The organism is Shinella sp., assembly GCF_049651085.1.
In the GTDB taxonomy this organism is placed as follows: Bacteria; Pseudomonadota; Alphaproteobacteria; order Rhizobiales; family Rhizobiaceae; genus Shinella.
In genome coordinates, this window is sequence record NZ_JBASBL010000027.1 from 347,425 (window position 1) to 368,260 (window position 20,836).

22 protein-coding genes are annotated in these 20,836 nt (G+C 62.1%); 12 read left to right on the forward strand and 10 right to left on the reverse strand.

Annotated features, from left to right (window positions below; all coding sequences use genetic code 11):
* The 5 genes from WA950_RS18940 to WA950_RS18960 all read left to right on the forward strand — a co-directional run bounded on the left by WA950_RS18940 (position 1) and on the right by WA950_RS18960 (position 6,475).
* Positions 1 to 1,113, forward strand: a complete 1,113-nt coding sequence (locus tag WA950_RS18940) for a glycerol dehydrogenase (protein WP_424553274.1) — start codon at positions 1 to 3, stop codon at positions 1,111 to 1,113.
* A 4-nt stretch (positions 1,114 to 1,117) separates the two neighbouring features.
* A complete protein-coding gene (locus WA950_RS18945; protein ID WP_424553275.1) occupies positions 1,118 to 2,350 on the forward strand; it encodes a mandelate racemase/muconate lactonizing enzyme family protein in 1,233 nt (410 codons plus the stop codon).
* Complete coding sequence (locus WA950_RS18950) at positions 2,347 to 3,768, forward strand: aldehyde dehydrogenase family protein (protein ID WP_424553276.1); 1,422 nt, start codon at positions 2,347 to 2,349, stop codon at positions 3,766 to 3,768. Before WA950_RS18945 ends, WA950_RS18950 begins: the two co-directional genes overlap by 4 nt.
* Positions 3,769 to 3,780: 12 nt before the next feature.
* Positions 3,781 to 5,397: a GMC family oxidoreductase gene (locus WA950_RS18955; protein ID WP_424553277.1), complete on the forward strand. Its 1,617-nt coding sequence runs from the start codon at positions 3,781 to 3,783 to the stop codon at positions 5,395 to 5,397.
* 61 nt (positions 5,398 to 5,458) lie between these two features.
* Positions 5,459 to 6,475 carry a LacI family DNA-binding transcriptional regulator gene (locus WA950_RS18960; protein ID WP_424553278.1) on the forward strand — a complete coding sequence of 339 codons (1,017 nt, stop codon included), beginning with the start codon at positions 5,459 to 5,461 and terminating at the stop codon, positions 6,473 to 6,475.
* Between the two features lie 105 nt (positions 6,476 to 6,580).
* Here WA950_RS18960 and WA950_RS18965 read toward each other — a convergent pair whose 3' ends face one another.
* From WA950_RS18965 to WA950_RS18980, 4 genes are all read right to left on the reverse strand, one after another.
* Positions 6,581 to 7,270, reverse strand: a complete 690-nt coding sequence (locus WA950_RS18965) for an MOSC domain-containing protein (protein ID WP_424553279.1) — start codon at positions 7,268 to 7,270, stop codon at positions 6,581 to 6,583.
* On the reverse strand, positions 7,267 to 7,824 hold the full coding sequence (locus WA950_RS18970; protein ID WP_424553280.1) for a redoxin family protein: 558 nt from the start codon (positions 7,822 to 7,824) through the stop codon (positions 7,267 to 7,269). Before WA950_RS18970 ends, WA950_RS18965 begins: the two co-directional genes overlap by 4 nt.
* A 108-nt stretch (positions 7,825 to 7,932) precedes the next feature.
* On the reverse strand, positions 7,933 to 8,580 hold the full coding sequence (locus tag WA950_RS18975; protein ID WP_424553281.1) for a MarR family winged helix-turn-helix transcriptional regulator: 648 nt from the start codon (positions 8,578 to 8,580) through the stop codon (positions 7,933 to 7,935).
* Between the two features lie 221 nt (positions 8,581 to 8,801).
* Positions 8,802 to 10,388 (reverse strand): 4-hydroxyphenylacetate 3-hydroxylase N-terminal domain-containing protein, encoded by a 1,587-nt coding sequence (locus tag WA950_RS18980; RefSeq protein ID WP_424553282.1) that lies wholly within the window; start codon positions 10,386 to 10,388, stop codon positions 8,802 to 8,804.
* 230 nt (positions 10,389 to 10,618) lie between these two features.
* On the opposite strand from WA950_RS18980, the gene WA950_RS18985 reads away from it, so the two are divergent.
* From WA950_RS18985 to WA950_RS19015, 7 genes are all read left to right on the forward strand, one after another.
* The gene (locus WA950_RS18985; RefSeq protein WP_424553283.1) at positions 10,619 to 11,224 is read left to right on the forward strand and encodes an FAD synthetase; all 606 of its coding nucleotides are present in this window, start codon (positions 10,619 to 10,621) and stop codon (positions 11,222 to 11,224) included.
* Positions 11,211 to 11,735 (forward strand): flavin reductase family protein, encoded by a 525-nt coding sequence (locus WA950_RS18990; RefSeq protein WP_424553284.1) that lies wholly within the window; start codon positions 11,211 to 11,213, stop codon positions 11,733 to 11,735. The genes WA950_RS18985 and WA950_RS18990 overlap by 14 nt, the downstream gene beginning before the upstream one ends.
* A 42-nt stretch (positions 11,736 to 11,777) precedes the next feature.
* Positions 11,778 to 12,647 (forward strand): dioxygenase, encoded by an 870-nt coding sequence (locus tag WA950_RS18995; protein ID WP_424553285.1) that lies wholly within the window; start codon positions 11,778 to 11,780, stop codon positions 12,645 to 12,647.
* Between the two features lie 71 nt (positions 12,648 to 12,718).
* Complete coding sequence (locus tag WA950_RS19000; protein ID WP_424553286.1) at positions 12,719 to 13,897, forward strand: muconate/chloromuconate family cycloisomerase; 1,179 nt, start codon at positions 12,719 to 12,721, stop codon at positions 13,895 to 13,897.
* A gap of 51 nt (positions 13,898 to 13,948) precedes the next feature.
* Entirely contained in the window at positions 13,949 to 14,302 is a 354-nt protein-coding gene (locus tag WA950_RS19005) for a hypothetical protein (protein WP_424553287.1), read from the forward strand.
* Positions 14,299 to 15,168, forward strand: a complete 870-nt coding sequence (locus WA950_RS19010; protein WP_424553288.1) for an alpha/beta fold hydrolase — start codon at positions 14,299 to 14,301, stop codon at positions 15,166 to 15,168. The genes WA950_RS19005 and WA950_RS19010 overlap by 4 nt, the downstream gene beginning before the upstream one ends.
* 9 nt (positions 15,169 to 15,177) lie before the next feature.
* Positions 15,178 to 16,059 (forward strand): LysR substrate-binding domain-containing protein, encoded by an 882-nt coding sequence (locus WA950_RS19015; protein ID WP_424553289.1) that lies wholly within the window; start codon positions 15,178 to 15,180, stop codon positions 16,057 to 16,059.
* A 30-nt stretch (positions 16,060 to 16,089) separates the two neighbouring features.
* Here WA950_RS19015 and WA950_RS19020 read toward each other — a convergent pair whose 3' ends face one another.
* From WA950_RS19020 to napE, 6 genes are read right to left on the reverse strand one after another with little or no spacing between them, the layout of a single operon-like run.
* Positions 16,090 to 16,794: a cytochrome c3 family protein gene (locus tag WA950_RS19020; protein WP_424553599.1), complete on the reverse strand. Its 705-nt coding sequence runs from the start codon at positions 16,792 to 16,794 to the stop codon at positions 16,090 to 16,092.
* Positions 16,795 to 16,796: 2 nt separating this feature from the next.
* On the reverse strand, positions 16,797 to 17,288 hold the full coding sequence (locus WA950_RS19025) for a nitrate reductase cytochrome c-type subunit (protein ID WP_424553290.1): 492 nt from the start codon (positions 17,286 to 17,288) through the stop codon (positions 16,797 to 16,799).
* A complete protein-coding gene (gene napA / locus WA950_RS19030) occupies positions 17,258 to 19,762 on the reverse strand; it encodes a periplasmic nitrate reductase subunit alpha (RefSeq protein ID WP_424553291.1) in 2,505 nt (834 codons plus the stop codon). Before napA ends, WA950_RS19025 begins: the two co-directional genes overlap by 31 nt.
* Positions 19,737 to 20,021, reverse strand: a complete 285-nt coding sequence (locus WA950_RS19035; RefSeq protein WP_424553292.1) for a chaperone NapD — start codon at positions 20,019 to 20,021, stop codon at positions 19,737 to 19,739. Before WA950_RS19035 ends, napA begins: the two co-directional genes overlap by 26 nt.
* A complete protein-coding gene (gene napF / locus WA950_RS19040; protein ID WP_424553293.1) occupies positions 20,014 to 20,514 on the reverse strand; it encodes a ferredoxin-type protein NapF in 501 nt (166 codons plus the stop codon). Before napF ends, WA950_RS19035 begins: the two co-directional genes overlap by 8 nt.
* 10 nt (positions 20,515 to 20,524) lie before the next feature.
* Complete coding sequence (gene napE, locus WA950_RS19045; protein ID WP_424553294.1) at positions 20,525 to 20,710, reverse strand: periplasmic nitrate reductase, NapE protein; 186 nt, start codon at positions 20,708 to 20,710, stop codon at positions 20,525 to 20,527.
* Positions 20,711 to 20,836 lie beyond the last annotated feature (126 nt).

Genomic DNA, 20,836 nt, shown 5'->3' on the forward strand with positions numbered 1-20,836 from the left:
ATGTACAGGACCGTAGAAAATCCATCGCACCGGGTGCTCGGCGCACCGCGTGAATATGTGCAGGGGCCGGGTGCGCTCGATGAACTGCCGCATTTGGCGGCCCGTCACGGCAAGGGCCACCTGCTTGCGGTCATCGACGGCTTTCTTTTTGACACGCTGTCGAAGCGACTGGAAACCCTGTTTTCCGCGCGCGGCCAGGCGGTGACATGCCTGCGTTTTGCGGGTGAGGCGACCCGGAGCGAGGGCGAGCGCATTGTCGCGGCAATGGGCGAGGCTGACGTGGTCGCCGGTATTGGTGGAGGAAAATGCATCGACATCGGCAAATTTGCCGGTCTGCATGGGAAGAAGCCGGTCTTTTCCGTGCCAACGGTCGCCTCCAACGACGCGCCGACGAGCCGCCTCATCGTGCTCTACACCGAGGATCATGCCGTCGCCGGAACGGAATTCCTCGTCTACAATCCGGATCTGGTGCTGGTCGATACGGACATCATCGCCGCCGCGCCGCCCCGCCTGCTGAGGGCAGGTATTGGCGATGCGCTCACCAAGCTCTACGAAGCGCGGGCGACCGCACTCTCGGATGGAGTGAATAGTTTTTCCGCCCGCGCCCCCTTCCTCGGCCGCAAGCTTGGCGCGATATGCCAGGAGGTTATCATGCGTTCCGGCCCGCCTGTGCTGGAAGCGCTGTCGCGCGGCGAGCGACATGCAGATTTTGAGGAACTGGTCGAGACGTTGATCCTTATCAGCGGCCTCACCTTCGAGAGCGGCGGTCTGTCCGTCGCGCATTCGATGATCCGCGGCCTCACGCGTGTTCCGCAGCTTGCTGGCTATCTGCACGGAGAACATGTCGCCTATAGCACACTGGTCCAGATCGTCCTCGAAGGCGATGCAGGCGACTTGCAGGATGCCATGGCGTTCAACCGCAGCATCGGCCTTCCCGTGAGCCTGCGTGAACTGGGCGTTTCTTCCGATGCCTTGGCCATTGCGGCGGAAGACATCGCTGCCGGTACGATGACCGCTCCCTACATCACCAACTTTCCCCGAAAGCTCGAGGCGCGCGACATTGTCGATGCGGTCCTGAAGCTCGAAGCCCTTACAGAGAAATCGGAGCGCTAAGCACATGCCGGTCATTGATCTTGTCGAACTCTACTATGCGAGCGCCGATCTGCCCGCGCCTTTCGAGCCGGCCTGGGTGCCTGGCAGCCGACGCATGAAGACCGGTTTCTATCTTATTCGTATCGCCACCGAGGATGGGGTCGAGGGCTGGAGCGGCTTCTCCGCCTCCGGCAAGGAGCGTGCGGGCATAGGCGATGGCATCGCAGACGCCTTCCTCGGTACGGACCCCACCGATATCGACCTCGTGCACGAACGGATCAAGATTCTCGCCAATGGAGGATTGCGTCACTGGTGGATCGAGCCGGCCTTCTGGGATGTCAAGGCGAAGCTCGCGGGCCTGCCCGTCTACAAGTTGCTCGGTGGCACGGATGACCGGATCTGGCTATACGCCTCATCGGGTGAGGTGCGCAGTATCGAGGCGCGCCGCGAGGAGGCGGAAGCCCGTTTCGCCGAGGGCTTCGATACGATGAAGATACGCGTGCATGACTGGGATGAGGCGGTCGATATCGCCCAGATCCAGGATCTGGCGGACCATATGAAGGGCCGCATGCGCATTGCAGTCGACTGCAACCAGGCTTTCCGCATGACGCTACACGGCAACGCTCCGGTCTGGGACCTCGCACGTGCCAAGCGTTTTGCGGATGCGGCCGCGGAAGCGGGCCTCTTCTGGGTGGAGGAGCCGCTCTACATGGAGTGGTACGACGACATGGCGGAGCTCGCGGCCTATTCCCGCGTGCCGATTGCCGGCGGCGAACTGCATACGTCCGGCTATCCGGAACTGCGCTATATGGCGGAGAAGCGCTGCTACAATATCTTCCAGCCGGATGCGATGTGGAGCGGCGGCATCAAGCAGGTCATCCAGGTTGGCGAATTCTGCCGCAGCCAAGGCCTTGGCTTTAGCCCGCATAGCTGGGGCAATGGCCTCGGCTTCCTGATCAATGCCCACATCATGGCGGCATGCGGCTTTGCGAAGGAATATCCCTTCGAATATCCCTATTGCCCGCCGGGCTGGACGCTGGAGGCACGCGACGCGATCCTCGCCCGCCCGTCTATGCACGAGAACGGCTGGTTCCACATGCCGCAGGAGCCCGGGCTCGGTATCGAGATAGATCGCAACGCGCTGGACAGGCAGGGCGTCTGCTTCTTCCGTGCGACGCGCAAGGAGCGGCACTGGATGCCGGAAACCCTCAACGGCGCCGCCATGCGCCGCGAAATCAGCCGGGAGACGGCGCAATGACCTATTCTTTCGACCAACGCGAAGGCCTCTTCTGGATGGGTGGCGATATCTTCGAAACGGTGAATCCTGCGCAACCAGATACGGTTGCTGGCCGATATGGTGAAACACGCACCGAAGATCTTGATACCGTCTTCGCCTTGGCTCGCAAGGCGGCAAACGAATGGGCGGCGACGCCCGGTCTGCAGCGGCAGGCGCTGACCGAAGCCTGGCTGAACCTGATCGAGGATGCGGTTGAAGGCATCGCGCATGCGATCACGCTTGAAATGGGCAAGACGCTCGGCGACGCGCGAGGTGAAATCCTCCATTCCCTGAAGGAAGCCCGCTTTGCCGTTGCCGAGGCGAGCCGACCAATCGGCGAGGTCATGCCGTCGGCGCGCGCGGGCCTGCGCAACATGACGATGCGGCGTCCGCGCGGTGTGATCGTTGCCTCGACCCCCTGGAACTACCCGGTGCTCACGCCGCTGCGCAAACTCGCGCCGGCCTTCGCTCATGGCAATGCCGTCATCCTGAAGCCCTCCGAAGTCTCGCCGGCCGCAGCCTGCCTGATGGCGGAACTGGCGGTCGGTTTCTTCCCGCACGGTCTGTTCCAGATCGTCTTCGGCGCCGGCCGGGTCGGCGCGGCCATCACCGGCCATCCGGGGGCCGATGGCGTCACCTTCACCGGCTCGGTCGCAACAGGCAAGGCGGTCTATGCCGCCGCAGCCAGGAACCTTGCGGAAGTGCAGCTCGAACTCGGCGGCAAGAACGGCATCATCGTCCACGATGCCGACGACCTCGACGCTTGTATCGATGAGGTGGTTGCCGGTGCACTGGAAAACGGTGGGCAGCGTTGCACAGGTATCAGCCGCGTGCTCGTCCAGCGCAAGCTCGCTGGTGCGGTAGAGGAGGGGATTGCCGCCCGCATGAATCGCGTCTGTGTCGGCAATGGCATGGAAGCGGGCGTGGAAATGGGGCCGATGGCCTCCCAGGCGCATTTCCGTCGCGTTGAGGCTGCGATCGCCGCTGGCGGCACGGAGGGCGCGCGGCGCGTGACGGGCCACAGCAACAAGGCCGGGCCGGGCTATTTCATTCGCCCGACGCTCTTTGCCGACGTGACACCCGGCATGTCGCTGGCGCGTGAAGAGGTTTTCGGCCCCGTCCTCTCCATGCTCACATATGACAGCATCGACGAGGCGCTTTCGATCCTCAACAGCGTCGACTACGGCCTGTCGGCGGCGCTCTATTCAAACCGCAACGACGTCGTTCAGCGCTTCGTGACCGAGGCAGGGGCCGGCATGCTGCATGTCAATCACCAATCCTCAATCGATGCCAACATGCCCTTCGTCGGCATCAAGTATTCCGGGGTGGGAGCCCCCTCCATCGGCCGCTCGGCCATCAACTTCCACACGACCGAACATGCGGTCTACATCAAGTCGTAAGGGAAGACGCTCGTGATTGGAAAGGTGTATGATTTCGTGATCGTCGGCGCCGGCTCGGCGGGCTGCGTGCTCGCCAACCGGCTGAGCGAAAACGGCCGCCATTCAGTGCTGGTGCTGGAGGCGGGCGGTAGCGATCGCCGACCATGGATCCAGATCCCCATCGGTTATGCGAAGACTTTCTTCGATGCGTCGGTAAACTGGAAATATTCCGCGATGGCCGATCCCGGCCTTGCCGGCCGCGCACTCTACTGGCCGCGCGGCAAGGTGCTCGGCGGCTCCAGTTCGATCAATGCCATGGTCTATATCCGCGGCCAGCGGGAGGACTATGACGCCTGGGCAGCTTCGGGGCTCGAAGGCTGGTCCTATGACGACGTACTGCCTTATTTCCGCAAGTCGGAGGACAACAGTCGCGGGGCGGACGCCTTCCACGGGGCCGGCGGCGGCCTTGCGGTTTCCGACATTGGCGGCGACTGCCATCCGATTATCGAGCATTTTTCCGAGGCGGCGCGCGACATGGGCCTGCCCCTCAACAACGATTTTAACGGCGCTGTTCAGGAAGGTGTCGGACGCTACCAGTTCAACATTCGCGAGGGTGTGCGCTCAAGTGCGTCGAATGCCTTCCTGCGCCCAGCGATGGCGCGCAGGAACCTTACCGTGCTGACGGGTGCGCACGCGACATCCCTCACGCTGGCGGATGGCCGCGTGTCCGGCGTATCGTTCCGCAAGGACGGCGCAATCCACAAGGTCTCGGCCCGGCGGGAGGTGATCCTTGCTGCCGGTGCGATCAACACGCCGCAGCTTCTCATGCTGTCCGGCCTCGGCCCGGCGGCGGACCTGCAGGCGGCCGGCATTGCCGTAACAGCCGATCTTCCGCAGGTTGGCCGGAACCTGCGGGATCATCTCTATTGCCCCTATCTGTTCCGCGTGCGTCCGAAGACGCTGAACGACAGTCTGACGTCCTGGCCGTGGCTGATGCGGGCGGCACTGCGCTATGCGCTGTCGCGACGCGGCGCGTTGGCAACGAGTGTCAATCATGCCGGCGCATTCCTCAGGACACGCCCCGGCCTTACCCGGCCCAACATGCAATTCTATTTCATGCCGATGAGCCTGGAGCCGAAGAAGGGGGGCACGAAGATCGGCTTTCACGATTTCTCCGGCATCACCATTTCAGCAAGCCCCTGTCGGCCCACGAGTACCGGTCACCTTGTCCTGAAAAGCCCTGAACCGGATACTGCGCCGGTCATAACGCCAAACTATCTTTCCACGAACGAGGATGTGGAGGACATGCTGTCCGGTGTACGCTTCATCCGGGAGCTTGCCGCCAGCAAGGCGCTATCCTCAATCATCGAGAAGGAAATCGAGCCTGGGCTTTCCGTTCGGGAGGAGGCGGATCTGGTGGCGGATTTCCGTGCTCGCTCGAATACGACCTTCCACCCTGTCGGTACCTGCAGGATGGGGCAGGGGCAAAAGGATTCGGTGGTTGACCGCAGGTTGAAGGTGCACGGGGTTGACGGATTGCGTGTTGCGGACGCATCGGTGTTCCCGGACATGATCTCTGGCAATACGAATGCGACCTGCATTATGATTGGTGAAAAAGCATCTGCCGAAATTCTCGCTTCGCTCGCATAGGGGCAGGCGGATTCATAGGCTCGAAGGGGAAGGAAATGATGGTGTGGTCGCGGAAGGGCGCATGGCGAAGCGCGTAACCCTTAAGTTCCTCGCAGAGCGGACGGGCTTTGACATCTCGACCATTTCACGGGTGTTGCGCGATGACGCCACGCTGTCTATCCGCCCGGAGAACATCGAGATCATCAAGCGCACGGCGCGCGAACTGAACTACGTTCCCGATACGGCTGCGCGCAGCCTACGCTCGGCACGCAGCTATTCCATCGGCGCGATTTTGCCCTCGCTGCAGAACCAGATCCATGCGCAGATCGTGGAGGGAGCCTCGCGCGTCTGTCGCGACCGCGGCTATTCGCTGATCATCGCCCATCTCGCCGACCCTGCGGATGAGCAGGAGATTGTTGCCGACCTGATTGCACGCAACCGGGTGGAAGGCCTGATGTCGTTGACCTTTCGCGAAGAGTTGCGGCGCTTTAAGGAGGGACCGGGCGCAGGCGTGCCTGTCATGGCGGTGAACTGGTGGGCACCCGGTTTCGACAGCGCGGTGACGCTGGACGAGCGGCCCGGCGCGCGCCTTGCGACCGAGCATCTCATCGATCTCGGGCATACGCGCATTGCGCATCTCTCGGGCAATCTCAGCCGTTTCAACGCCGCCGAGCGTTTCGCCGGCTACCGGGAGGCGCTGGTCCTGCGCGACGTGGCGTTCAGGGAAGATCTGACGCAGACGGCTGGCTATGGCTACGAGGACGGCGTGCGAGCGATGGATGCGCTGCTCGATCGCCAGTCGGGTGGCTTCACCGCGGTTTTTGCCGTGAGCATGTTGACGGCCGCCGGCGCTATCAGGGCGCTCAATCGACGCGGCATTCGGGTGCCGGAGGATGTTTCGGTCATCGGTTTCAATGACGGCATGCTGGCAGAGATCATGAGCCCGAGTCTCAGCACAGTCGCCTATCCGCTCGCGGATCTTGGCTGTGCAGCGGCCGAGGGAATGATTGCTCTCGTGGAGAAAAGCGTGCCGGATTTTCGCCGGGTCATCGGTGGACCGCGTCTTATCCAGCGGGGAAGCACTTCGCGCTGTCCGTAACAGAGGGTGGGTAAGCGCCACCCTGTCAACCCAAGGCTGCTAACGGATTGATGGTGGTGCCACCCTCCTGGTTCCGGCGCATTTGGCGCCGGTCCTGGGGGGACGTCAGGCCAAGCCGGTGAGGCGCTTGGTCCAGTCCTCGACCCGATTGCTTTCCAGCCGGCGGGCGGCGTGGGCGCGCCAGCCATCGGCAAGGTGCTCAAGCGCGGCGATGCCGGTCAGTTCCGAGCGATTGAGCGGGTCGATGTAGAAGGCGCGCCAGATGCGCGTCAGCGTCCATTGCGGGGCGTTGCGTTCGCGCAGGACGAGGCGGTCGTCCGGTGAAACGGTGCCGGGCTTGAGCACCCGATAATACCACCCGGTTCGCCCGGTCGATTGTACCATGCGCGACATCTCCGTCCGGCCGAAGCGCTCGTTCAGTTTCCAGCAGGGCTGCCGCCCCTGGCTGACCTGCAGGATCGCGGAGCCAAGCTCGAACACATCGCCGATCGCCACCATGCTCTCCGTCAGCCCAATCGTCGAGAGGTTCTCGCCGAAGGCGCCGGGCCCGGCAAGAAGCGGATGGGGCCCGAGATCGCCCGTCCAGTCGGCATAGTGCTCGAAGGGATAGTGGTGCACGGCTTTTTCCGGCCCGCCATGCCGCACAGTATCGCCCTGCATGTCGCCGATAAAGCCGGTTTCGGAGAGGGTAAGCGCCCTGTCGACAGGCGATTTCGCAATACCGCTCGGCGCGCCGCGGACACCAAGTGGTGCGACGCTGCCGATGCGCAGGCTGAGCAATGCGAATTCCTTCATGGCGTCACGACCGAAGGCATCGGCGACGCACAGACGCTGTCGGCACAGGCGTCGTCCCCGGCAGCGGCCGATTGCGCCGGGGATGCGGATAGCGCCATGGCGATCCGCGCCCCGACCGCGATATCGTCCTCCACCCCGAAGGCCTGATGCAGGATGGTGCCGTCCCGCCCGATCAGCACGGAGGACGGCGTTCCACGCAGCCTGAACCGCTGCATCGTTACCGGCACGTCCGAGCCTTCTTCCGCCCTGTCGACGCCGACGGGGGATTTCAGCCGGTATTCGTGAAGGAACGCCTTCAGGGTCACCGGCGACATGGCGGCATGGTGCTCGAAGACTGTGTGGATGCCGATGATCTGGAGGTCCGTATGGGCGAAGACGCGCTCGATACGCTGGACCTGCGGAATGGCCTGCGCCATGCAACCGGGGCAGAGCAGCTGGAAGCTGTGCAGGAAGACCGGCCGCCCGCGCAGGCCGGAAAGGGTCAGCGGGACCGGCGTGTTGAACCATTCGCTGATGGCAAGTTCCGGGGCAAGCGACGCCTCAGACGCGATCATTGGCGCCTCCCGCTATGCTGGCCTTTGTCTGGCCGGGCCACTGCGTCGCAGGAATCTGTGAGGGGAAATCTCGGCATGATCTTTCTTTCGTCTCCTCGGGAGTTTGAACTACCCCGCTTGAAATGCATCCCAAGCGGCAGCCCGGATCGCGGGATTGGCTTCAACATGGTCGCGGCAATCGATGCGCAATTCGCTTTGGCCGAAGGCAGCATCGACGAAATGACAGTGATGGGGGCGAACGGCATCGGCGTGCGCAAAAGGAGAGAAGTGGCGGCAGGTCACGCACATGCGCTGGACGGGGATTTTCTCTGTCACCTGCAGATGCCTGATCATCGTGACGAGGGTGAGAAGCAGGTCTTCCTGTGCGCGTTCATCGAGCGCGGCAAGCGCCTCGGCGACAAGGCTGTCGCCGGTATCCGAGGCCGCGAGGACTGCAAGGCCCGCCGCGGTTGGAACCACGCGCGTCGCGCGCCGGTCGCTCGCTACCTGCTGCTTCTCCACATAGGTCTTGCGCTCCAGCGCATTGATCGAATCCGTCGCGGTCGGCTGCGAGACGCCGAGGTGGGCGGCGACCTCGTGAACGCTGAGACCGGCTTCACCGCGCTTTTCCAACAGTGTCAGGATGGCAAGTTGTGTTGGGTTGAGCCCGCTCGCCTTCGAACGGTTCCACTCGTCGATACGCATGACCATGCCGACGCGGGCCAAGCCTTCGCGAAGCCGCTCGGTGATCGAATTGGGGGTTTCTTGCAATACCATGCGTAATGTATATAGGATTCCTATATATATTCAAGGCCGCGAGAATTCACCATGCGCTACAGGCTCTATCCCAGAGCGGGACAGGCGACCTTGAGGTCCGTCTATTTCCCTTACATGCCCTGAGGCGACGACTTTGGCGGGCTTCCGCCAACGGAATGCGGCGAACAAGGTGTTCGCCGCATTCCTCTGGAGCATTTCGATTGGTTCTGATGACCGGATGATCAGGCAGCCGACTGTACGGTGCCCCGGCCGACCAGGCTGATGTCGTCCGGATTGATCAGGTCGGAGCCCGTCCAGCCGGAGAGATCGTATTCGCTCATGCAGTCCTTTACCATGGATTGCATGGATGCGAGGTCGCCGTTCGCCGTTGCGGCCATCAGGGCCTCGATCCGCAGGTTCTCATAGTTGCCTGCATAGTTGCGCTCGTAGAGCTCATGGCGACCGCCGAATTCCGTTCCTATGGCATCCCACAAGAGTTTCAGCAGCTTGACCCGATCAATCGCCGCATAGCCGTTCGAACCGCGGACGAACCGGTCGAGATAGGGACGGATAGCTTCGTTCTCGAAATCGGCGGCGCTTGATGGCAGATAGATGAGCCCGCTGGCGACATGCCGTTCGATCAATTCCTTGATCCGTGGGTAGGCCAGTGGCGCCAGCACGCGGTAGGCGAGACCGGCATTGAGGTTGGGCAAGGTGTAACCGTCCGTGCCCTGCCACGGAACAGGTGATTTCACCATGGCATCGCCGAGTGCGTGGAAGGTGTTGCGCCAGGCGATGACCTCGCCGACACCGGTCTGGACGCCGCGGAAATCCTTCGAGCCTGTCGCTTCGACGGCCATGGAGAAGAGGCCGGCAAGGAAGTCGAGCTTGACCGAAAGACGGGTCAGTCCATGCAGGGTGAAACGTGGAACGAAGCCGGAGGCCGGGAAGAACTGGTTGATCTTGTCGACGTCGCCGTAGATGAAGACATTTTCCCACGGAACCAGCACCTTGTCGAAGACGAGGATGGAGTCGTTTTCGTCGAGACGGCTGGAGAGCGGATAGTCGAAGGGCGAGCCGGTTGCTGCGGCGTTGAATTCATAGGACGAGCGCGCGATGAGCTTCACGCCGGGCGAATCCATCGGGGCGGTGAAGATCAGCGCGAAGGACTTGTCCTTGATCGGAATTCCGTAGTGGGCGATGAAGTTGTAGTGGGTCAGTGCCGAACCCGTCGCGACAACCTTGGCGCCGGAGACGATCAATCCCTTGTCCGTCTCCTTCTCGACATGCATGAAGACATCGCGCACCTCCTCGATGGATCGATCACGATCGATCGGCGGATTGACGATGGCATGGTTCCAGTAGTCCAGACGTTGCTGAGTGCGGGCGTACCAGTGCTGCGCATTGCCCGCATATTCGCCGTAGAAGGCGGAATTGGCGCCGAGCGTTCCGAGAAACGATGCCTTGTAGTCGGGAGACCGGCCCATCCAGCCGTAGGAGACCTTCTGCAGTTCGGCGATGGCGTCGCGGGAACGCACCAGATCCTCGGATGTCTTAGACCCCAGGAAGAAGGGATGTGTCAGCTTGCCTGATCCGGTATCGGTCGGCACGCCGATTTCGTTCTTCTTTTCGTGAAAGCGGTCGTACCACCGGGCTACCATGCGCGCCGAGTTGCGGAACGCCGGATGCTCGGTGACATTCTTCACGCGCTCGCCGTAGATGTAGATCTCACGGCCATCCTGAATGCTCTCCAGGAATTCGGAACCGGTATAGGCGTCGGTGGTTGTGGCCTGTGCGTCGGGAACGGGTTTGTTGCCCAGATTATCCATGTCGGTTTACTCCTCCAGTTTGCCGGGCGGCGTCCGCAAGCCGGCGTCTCGATCGGAAAAAAAGGTCCTCTGCCTCTTCCGAGGACCAAAGTTACGCGCCGATGAAGAGCGAATGATAGGTATCATGCGATACCGGCACGGGTATCGCCGGGGCAGGTTTCCAGAGCTAGGTTTGCATCATCGAACGCACGGAGACACCGTGACGCCGATTGTGAACATGGGAGGAGACCATGGAGCATCGCACCTATACCCAACCGCTCGTTCATGATGAGGACACGCTGGCGCTATCCGGTTCCGTCCTGACGGTCGGCGCCTTCGATGGTGTTCACAGCGGTCATCAGGCTCTGATCGGCACAGCCGTGCGCAGTGCGCGAAATCTTGGCATCCCGTCCGTTGTCTATACCTTTGATCCGCCTCCCAAGGCTCTTTTGTGCGGGGCCCGGCCGCTCACCTCCGTCCGCGACAAGGTCGGGAAGATCGGCGCGCTCGGCCCGGACCATATCGTCGTGGCCCGGTTCGATGCGGCCTATCGGGCCCGCACGGCCGATGACTTCATCCGTGAAATAAGCCGGCTTGCCCCTCGGATCATCTGGATCGGTGCGGATTTCCGGTTCGGCTCCTGCAAGGGTGGAAACCCGCAAATGCTGGCGCGCTATTTCGACACGAGAATCTTTCCTGCAGTCTGCTGCGAGGCAGGCGAGGTCGTTTCCAGTTCCCGTATTCGCTCTCTGAGAGAGGCGGGCCGTTTCACAGAGGCCGAGCGGCTGGAAGGTTGGCCTGTCTGTCACACTTTCCTGCGCACCAGCGACAATGGAGGACGACATGTCGGCGCTTGACCCTCGCACGTTCCGCAACACCTGCGGTGTGTTCGCCACCGGGGTCAATGTCATCACGACCCATTGTGACGGTCACGATCATGGCATGACGGCGAACGCATTCATGTCGATCTCGCTCGACCCGCCCCTGATAGCCATCTCGATTGCCGAGAAAGCGCGGATGCTGGAAAAGATACAGAAATCCGGCCGTTTCGCCGTCAGCATTCTGGCTTCAGGCATGGATGCCATCGCCTGGCATTTCGCTGGCAAGCCGAATGGCGAGCTACGCGACCTGTTCGACGAACTGGGCGGCCTGCCCGTGATCCGTGGCGCGGTCGCAACCTTTTCGGCAATCGTCCACGAAGAGATCATTGCCGGCGATCACACGATCTTCGTCGGCCGCGTCGAGGCGCTCGCCGCGGATGAGACGGCTGAGCCCCTGATGTTCTTCAAGGGCAAATTTGGCGCCCTCGAAAATACCCGCAAGGCCCCGGCCAGCATGCTTCAGATCGAAACCGAACTCATGTGGTGAAGCCGAAGGCTCGACCGCAGACGCATTAAAGGAGGAGTTATAATGCGAAACGTAAGCCAGCAGAACATTTCGGATGTAGTGATCGCCGCGCTTTCATCGGATATTCCCGCGCGCAATCGCGAGATCCTGGAAAGCCTCATCCGCCATATCCATGCCTTCTGCATCGAGGCGAAGGTGACCCATGCCGAACTGATGTCGGCCTGTCAGTTCCTCGTGCGTGCCGGGCATATATCGGACGATGCTCGCAACGAGTTCATTCTTCTTTCCGATATTCTCGGGGTCGAGGTTCTGGTCGACATGCTCGATCACACGGTGACCGATGGTGAAAGCGAATCCACCGTGCTCGGGCCGTTCTATCGCGAGAACCCGCCGGTGCTGCCGAAGGGCGCCTCGATCGTCCAGAAGAGCTTCGATGGATGCGAGAGCGTGCGCGTTCGCGGAACGATCCGGGATACGGCGGGTCAGCCCATTCCGGGTGTTACAGTCGACGTGTGGGAGGATGCGCCGAACGGTCTTTACGAACAGCAGGACCCGGACCAGCCGGACTACAATCTTCGCGGTCGTTTCCTGACCGACGAGAAGGGCGAATATGAATTCGTCGGCATCCGGCCCGCTCCCTATCCGATCCCCTATGACGGCGCGGCCGGCGAGCTACTGAACTACATGGGCCATCATCCGTGGCGGCCGGGCCATATCCACTTCATGATCCAGAAGGATGGCTATCAGGGCCTCGTCTCGCAGATCTACGACGCTGATACCGAATACCTCGACAATGACGCGGTCTTCGCCGTCAAGGAAAGCCTTATCGGCAAGATGAACAAGGCCGCCGAAGGGGCTGATACCGACCTCGTCATGGAATTCAACTTCAAGCTCAAGTCGAAGTCCGGTGTTCTGGCCGTCGCGGCCGAATAATCCGCAAAGCATCCAAACAATCGATCCGCCTGGGCTTGCCCAAGGCGGATCCCTTCGAAAGGCAACGCAGCATGTCGCTCGCTATCGCAGAAACAGTACCTGGCCATGACCGGCCTGCGGAGCCCGCAAGGGACACGCGAATAAGGTCGATCGCGGCGACCATCATCGAAGCGCCGACCGTTCGTCGCCACAAGCTTTCGAACACGGAGATTTCCTATCAGGGGTTCGTCCTCATTCAGGTGCAGCTCGAGAACGGCGTCGTGGGGATTGGCGAAGCCTCCACACTCGGAGGGCCCCGCTGGGCGGAAGAGAGTGTGGAATCCATCCATGCCGCAATAGAGGCCTACCTGGCTCCTGCGCTGATCGGCCAGAACGCCATGCTGTTCGAAGCCAACGCGGTGCGCATGTCCAAGGCCGCAACGCGCAATTTTGCCGCCAAGGCAGCCGTGGAAACCGCACTTTTCGATGCGGTTGGCCAGACATTGGGACTTCCTGTCAGCGCCCTGCTCGGCGGGCAGGTCCGTGACCGGATTGGCGTTATCTGGGCGCTCGCATCGGGTGATGCGGCACAGGAACTGGAAGAAGCGCGCGAGAAGTTGCGCCTGCGCCAGCACCGCGACTTCAAGATCAAACTGGGTTTCAATACGCCGGACGTCGATATCAAGCGCCTGCAGCACTTGCGCGCGGGCCTCGGCGACGAGGTCAAGCTGATTGTCGACGTCAATCAGGCCTGGAGCGAAGCGCTCTGCATCCGGCTGTTTCCGGCGCTCGAAGAACTCGGCATCGACCTCATCGAGCAGCCGGTGCCGGCAAGCCAGCGCGAAGCGATGGCGCGGGTCGCGGCGCGCACGCGCATCCCGATCCTGATTGACGAAGCAGCTTTCACGAATACGGAACTGGCAAGTACGGCGGCGCTGGCCTGTGGCAGCGTCTATTCGCTGAAGCTGGTCAAGAGTGGCGGACTGCTGGAGCTCAAGCGAGCCGCAGGTATCGCCCAGGCGTTCGGGATCGAACTCTATGGCGGCTGCCTGCTGGAAAGCAGCATCGGCGCGGCCGCCCACATGGCTGTCTTCTCCACCTTGCCCCGGCTCGAATGGGGCAGTGAGCACTTCGGTCCGCGCATCCTCGTTGAAGACCTCGTCGCAACGCCGCTGATCTTCAACGAGTTCGAGATACAGGTGCCGTCGGGGCCGGGGCTGGGCGTCACGCTGGACGAGGACAAGGTGCGCTTCATGGCGCGGAAGATGTGAGTTTAAAAAATGCACCAGGAGCAAAGCAAAACGCGACGGCGGCTCGACCACATGGTGGCTGCACTCGGGCAGACGCCACACCTTTTGCGGATGGGAAGCCTGTTTAACGAGACGGTTCTCATCGAGATCGACAGCGACGAATTCTACCTGACCTTCGAGAAGGGGCGCGTCGTCGACATCAAGGAGGGCCCGAGCAAGAAGCTTCCCTGGCGGTTTGCATTGAGAGCGGACGGCGAAGCGCTTGAAAAATTCTGGCAGCCTGTTCCGCAACCCGGTTTTCACGACATCTTCGGTCTCGTCAAATACGGCCACGGCCGCATTGATGGCGACATCCTGACGCTCGTCAAAAACCTCCGTTACTTCAAGGAATTCATGGCGCTGGGCCGCCAGGAGGGCCTGTCATGACATCGTCGATCGAATCCATCACCGGCCGGTACGTCAATCTTGCGATCGGTGGGACGCCACAGAGAATCTACTTCGAGGAAGCGGGGCAGGGCCGGCCGGTCGTCTGCCTGCACACGGCCGGTGCCGACACGCGTCAGTGGCGCTTCATCCTCAACGACGAGGCTTTCACCCGCTCAAACCGCTTCTTCGCCTTCGATATGCCCTGGCACGGCAAGTCGCTCCCGCCAGAAGGCTTCGAGACCGCTGAATATCTGCTGACGACCGAGGCCTATATCGAGACCGTTCTGGCTTTTTGCAGCGCGCTCGACCTAGAAAAGCCGTTGCTTGCGGGGTGCTCCATGGGCGGGCGCATCGCTCTTCAGCTGGCGGCACTGCACCCGGATCGCTTCTCGGGTTTCATCGCCATCGAAGCCTCCGATTTTCAGCCGGCATGGTACGATATCGACTGGTTCCATCGGCCGGACGCTCACGGCGGTGAAATGGGGGCGGCCCTCGTATCGGCCAATATCGCGCCCCAGGCGCCGCAGGCGGAGCGCTGGAACACCCAGTGGATGTTCATGCAGTCCGGGCCCGGTGTGTTCCGGGGCGATCTGAGCTTTTACACGCGCGACGATAGCCTTGTCGGCAGGCTGGGCACTATCGATACCCGGAGCACTCCGGTGCATATCATGTGTGGTGAATACGACATGACCTGCACTCCGGAGGATGCCCGCCGGACCGCGGATGCTATTGCCGGAGCGACTCTTGTCGTCATGAAGGAACTCGGGCATTTTCCCATGAGCGAGAATCCGGTGGCCTTCCGCCCCTATTTCCAGGAGGCGCTGGAGCTTATGGACCTCTCGCAGGCGAGGCTCGTGCATGTCTGACGGACAGTGATGGATTTCAAGCGACTGAGTTATTTCCTGGCGGTGGCGGAGGAGCTACATTTCGGCCGGGCATCGGCGCGGCTCGGCATCGCCCAACCGCCGCTCAGTCGGCAGATCGCCCAGTTCGAAAGGGAAATCGGCGCGGTCCTGTTCGATCGCAGCCGCAGCCAGATCAGGCTTACCCAGGCAGGCGAGCTTCTGCTCGAGAGGGCGCGGGAAATTCTGGAGCGGGTCGACCAGACAGAACGCGAGGTCATGCGGATAGGGCAGGGCGTTGCCGGGCGCCTGCGGATCGCCTTTGTCGGCACGGCGACGTTTGGCGTCCTGCCGAACATCATCAGGGCTTTTCGCGCCGCCCATCCCGATATCGAGCTGGCGCTGTCGGCCATGAACAACGCCGAACTGAAGCGTGCCCTGATCCAGCGGGAAATCGACATCGCCGTTGCCCGCCCTTCGATTGACGATGCGGAGCTCAAATCCGAAACGCTGTTGAAGGAACCGCTCATCCTGGCGCTTCCCGACACCTATGCCGATCAGGAGGGCGATTTCGCCCTGAGCGACTTCAAGTCCGCCACCTTCGTCCTCTTTCCAAGGCGGCCACGCCCGAGCTATGCGGACTACGTTCTCGACGTCTGCCGGACGAATGGCTTCATCCCTGCCTCGCAGGTCATGGCACAGGACTATCTGACGGCGATCAGCCTGGTTTCGGTCGGGGTCGGGATCTGTGTCGTTCCGGCATCGGCCGCACAGAACGAGCGGCCGGGTGTGATCTACCGCAACTATCGCGGACACAATCCGGGAACTGAGCTTTCCCTGAACTATCGCCGCGACAATCGCTCACCCCATCTCTTCGGATTCCTGTCACTCGCGCGCAATCTGCATCGAGCGTAGTTGGTCTGCCCCCTGAAAAGGGGGCAGCCTCTAGAAATTAACCGTGGCATGTGCACCGGCGACGGCATTTCGAAGATCGCCGATGGCGTCGTTCGAGACGGCGGGCAGTGGCTCGCCTTCCAGTTCCCTCGGCATCTTCCAGCCGGGATCGATGCCCTTCATGTTCGGTAGCTCGTGCGCAATGCCCTTGTGGCAGTCGATGCAGGTCGCTTTGCCGGTCAGCAGGTATTTCGAGTGGATATCGGCGGCGCGCTGGGTCTGCTTGGTGAAGTCCATCGCCACGGACGAGTGGCAATTGCGGCATTCCAGGCTGTCATTCGCCTTCAGGCGCGCCCATTCGTGCTGGGCAAGTTCCAGCCGCTTTTCGAGGAATTTCTCGCGCGTGCTGATCGTGCCGAAGATCTTGCCCCAGACCTCCTTCGAGGCCTGCATCTTGCGGGCGATCTTGTCCGTCCATTCATGCGGGACGTGGCAATCCGGACAGGAAGCACGCACGCCGGAGCGGTTGGTGAAATGCACTGTGTTGGTCAGTTCCTGATAGACGTTGTCCTTCATCTCATGACACGAGGTGCAGAACTTTTCGGTGTTGGTGACTTCCAGCGCCGTGTTGAAGGCGCCCCAGAACATCACGCCGCCAACGAAGCCGCCGAGCGTCAGGAAGGCGAGGCTGAGCGTTGCCGCCGGCATGGTCAGCATGGTCCAGACCCAGGCGAGGAGTGCCTTGATGCGCGCCATCATCATTCGCTTCCCGCCTTGGTGACGCCCAGTTCGCTCATATCCTTGAAGGTGTTGCCGACGAGCGGTTTGTGGTCGGCTTGCGGCACGTGGCAGGCGGTGCAGAAATAGCGGCGTGGCGAGACGTCGGCGAGCATCTGGCCCTCACGGGTCATGTAGTGGGTGATGCTGATCATCGGCGCGCCCGCATCCTGGGAGAATTCACGCTTGTGACAGGAAAGACAGCGATTGGCATTGACCGAAAGCTGGTAGCCGTCGATCGAGTGCGGGATGACCGGCGGCTGCTCGGGATAGGCACGCATGCGCCTTATGTCGTCGATGATCCATTTCGGCAGCGGATCGGCCGGCAGGGTCTGCATTGCGTCGCCCTGCGGGCCGGAGAGTTCAGGGACCATCTGCGCCATCGCGCCGGTGGCGATCACAGCCGCACCGATGGCAGCGAGAATCCACCTTGGAGAAGGGGTCAGGCGACGGGTTCGATCTTGACTGCGCATTTTTTGAAATCCGTCTGTTTCGAGATGGGATCTGTGGCGTCCAGCGTGACCTTGTTGATGAGTTGGCTGGCATCGAACCAGGGCACGAAGATCACGCCGGGCGGCATGCGGTTGCGGCCGCGCGTTTCGACGCGCGAGCGGATTTCGCCGCGCCGTGAGACGATGCGGATTTCCGATCCCTGGTTGAGGCCGCGCTTGCGCGCATCGTCGGCGTTCATGAAGCAGCGGGCGCCCGGAAACGCCTTGTAAAGTTCGGGAACGCGCATGGTCATCGAGCCGGAATGCCAGTGCTCCAGCACGCGGCCGGTGACGAGCCAGACATCGAATTCGTCATCCGGCGATTCCGCCGGCGGTTCGTAGGGCACCGCGATGATCGCCGCCCTGCCATCCTTGTTGCCGTAGAATTTCACTCCCTCGCCGGGCTTTACGTAGGGATCGTAGCCTTCGCGGTAGCGCCAGAGCGTTTCCTTCCCGTCGACGACGGGCCAGCGCAGGCCCCGCACCTCGTGATAGGTGTCGTAGGGCGCAAGGTCGTGGCCGTGGCCACGACCGAAGGCGGCGTATTCCTCGAACAGGCCCTTCTGCAGGTAGAAGCCGAAATGCTGGGCCTCGTTGTTGGCGTGATCGGGATTGACCTCGCTGATCGGGAACTTGCCCACGTCGCTTTCCGCAAACAGCACCTGATAGAGCGTCTTGCCCTTGTATTGGGGATTGGCTGCCAGAAGCTCCGCCGGCCAGACCTCTTCCGTGGTGAAGCGCTTGGAAAACTCGACAAGCTGCCAGAGGTCGGAGCGCGCCTCACCCGGCGCCTGCACCAGCTGATGCCAGACATGGGTGCGCCGCTCGGCATTGCCATAGGCCCCTTCCTTCTCCACCCACATGGCGGCGGGCAGGATGAGGTCGGCGCTCATAGCGGTGATCGTCGGATAGGCATCCGAGACGACGATGAAGTTTTCCGGGTTGCGATACCCCTGATAGGTCTCGTTGGCGGTGTTCGGACCGGCCTGGACGTTGTTGTTGACCTGCACCCAGTAGAAGCTGAGCTTGCCGTCCTTCAGCATGCGGTCCTGCTGTACGGCGTGATATCCCGGCTTTTCCGGGATGATGCCATGCGGCACGCGCCAGATTTCCTCGGCATGCTTGCGGTGTTCCGGGTTCGTCACCGTCATATCGGCGGGCAGGCGATGGGCGAAGGTGCCGACCTCGCGCGCCGTGCCGCAGGCGGACGGCTGGCCGGTCAGCGAGAAAGGGCTGTTGCCGGGTTCGGAAATCTTTCCCGTCAACAGATGCAGGTTATAGACCATCTGGTTCGCCCAGACGCCGCGCACATGCTGGTTGAAGCCCATGGTCCACAGAGACATGACCTTGCGGTTGGGGTCGGCGTAGAGTTCTGCAAGCTGTTTGAGGAAGCCGGCCTCGACGCCGGTCATCTCGACCGCCTTTTCCAGCGTGTATTCGGCAACGAGGGCCTTGAATGCCTCGAAGTCGATCGCCTCGGTCTTGGCCGGGTCGGCAGCGTTCGCCGCCTTCATTTCCAAAGGATCGTCGGGGCGCAGCCCGTAGCCGATATCGGTGACGCCGCGCACGAACTTCGTGTGGTTGCGCACGAAATCCTCGTTCACCCGGCCGGTCTGGATGATGTGGTTGGCGATATAGTTGAGGATGACGAGGTCCGTGCCCGGCTTGAAGACCATCGGGATATCCGCGAGGTCCATGCTGCGGTGTGTGAAGGTGGAGAGCACCGCCACGCGCACATGCTCGTGGCCGAGCCGCCGGTCGGCGATGCGCGTCCAGAGGATCGGGTGCATCTCCGCCATGTTCGAGCCCCACAGCACGAAGGCATCGGCATGCTCGAAGTCGTCGTAGCACCCCATCGGCTCGTCCATGCCGAAGGTGCGCATGAAGGCGTAGGCGGCGGACGCCATACAGTGGCGGGCGTTCGGGTCGAGATTGTTCGAGCGGAAACCGGCGCGCATCAGCTTGGTCGCGGCATAGCCCTCGAAGATCGTCCACTGGCCGGAGCCGAACATGCCGAGCGCCGTCGGGCCCTTCTCCTTCAGCACCTTCTTGGCCTGCTCGGCCATGACGTCGAAGGCCTCTTCCCAGGTGACCGGCTCGAACTCGCCGTCCTTGGCATAGGCGCCGCCGCGCTTGCGCAGGAGCGGCGTTGTCAGGCGGTCGGCGCCATACATGATCTTCGAAAGGAAGTAGCCCTTGATGCAATTGAGGCCACGATTGACCTCCGCCTGCATGTCGCCGTGGGTGGCGACGACCTTGCCTTCCTTGACGCCCACCATGACGCCGCAGCCCGTGCCGCAGAAGCGGCAGGGCGCCTTGTCCCATTTGATCTCGAGCGCGCTCACCCCGCCCGGCACCGGCTGGGCGGCAGCAGGCAATGCAATACCCGCCGCTGCCGCCGCAACGCCCGCCGCCTGGGCCTTCAGGATGTCACGCCGCGTCAGTTCGCTGCCCATCAACCTCGTCCTCTTCCATTTCGACATGTTCGAAAACCATGTTTGCGGCGATCACCCCGTCAAGGACGGAGATGCGCATCAGCGTATCCCCCAGCACGCCGGTGGACGGCCCCTCGATGACGATGACGATCTTGCCCTTGTCGGCGCCGTGCACCTCGACATTGTCGAAAGTGGCAAGCGCCGCGATCACGCCGTCGATGCCGCCGGGTCTGGTGGCGATCACCGCGCTTGAAATGTGATGCCGCCGCGCCTCAGACATAGGTGGCCTCCGCGATGAGCGGCGCGGTCGCGACCGCGCCGACGGGGCAGACGGAAATACAGGCGCCGCAGCCCGTGCAGGCCTCCGGCACCAGCTCCGGCACGAATGGGCCTCCGCGCACCGGCCGAAAGCGGATCGCGCTGACGGGACAGGCGTCCCGGCAGGCCTGACAATCGACGCGCTGGAACGGCAGGCAGGAGGACGCAATGGTGACGATATGGTCGAAGCGGGTTGCCACGTCTCTGGTGAAGACCGGTTCGGGACAGTGTTCCGCACAGGCGCCGCAGAAAGTGCATTCGCCGGCGGCAAAGTCGAGCGTGGGCAGGCGATCAACAAGGCTGATGATATCGGTCGGACAGTGCTCGACGCACATTCCGCAGCCGGTGCAGGATGCCAACGCTTCATCCGCAATGCCGGGCGGCCGGATGCGGGCGGCGTCGCTCGGTCGGCTGCCTCTCAGAAAATCCCGCCTGGACAATGCCTCCTGCCGCATCGCCCCGCCCTCAATGACCGGGCGGGCCGGGCGGCCCGTAGAGGATCTGGAGCATCCAGACAAGGAAGCCATAACCACCGACCACGGCTACGGCGACGATCGGCCAGATACCGAAGGCGAGCACGAGAAAGGTGAGGAGCTCCTTACGACGGCGACCGGAACGCACAACGGGTGGCTGTGTAACTTGTTCTGCCACTTAACGTCTCCAACAAACGCTACGTGACCGCAGGCTAGCATCTCAAGGCAGAAAGAAAAATGGAATTAAAATTATACTATTTTACTCATGTATTTGTGGTGAAGGAAAAGCCGTAGTTCCCAAAGT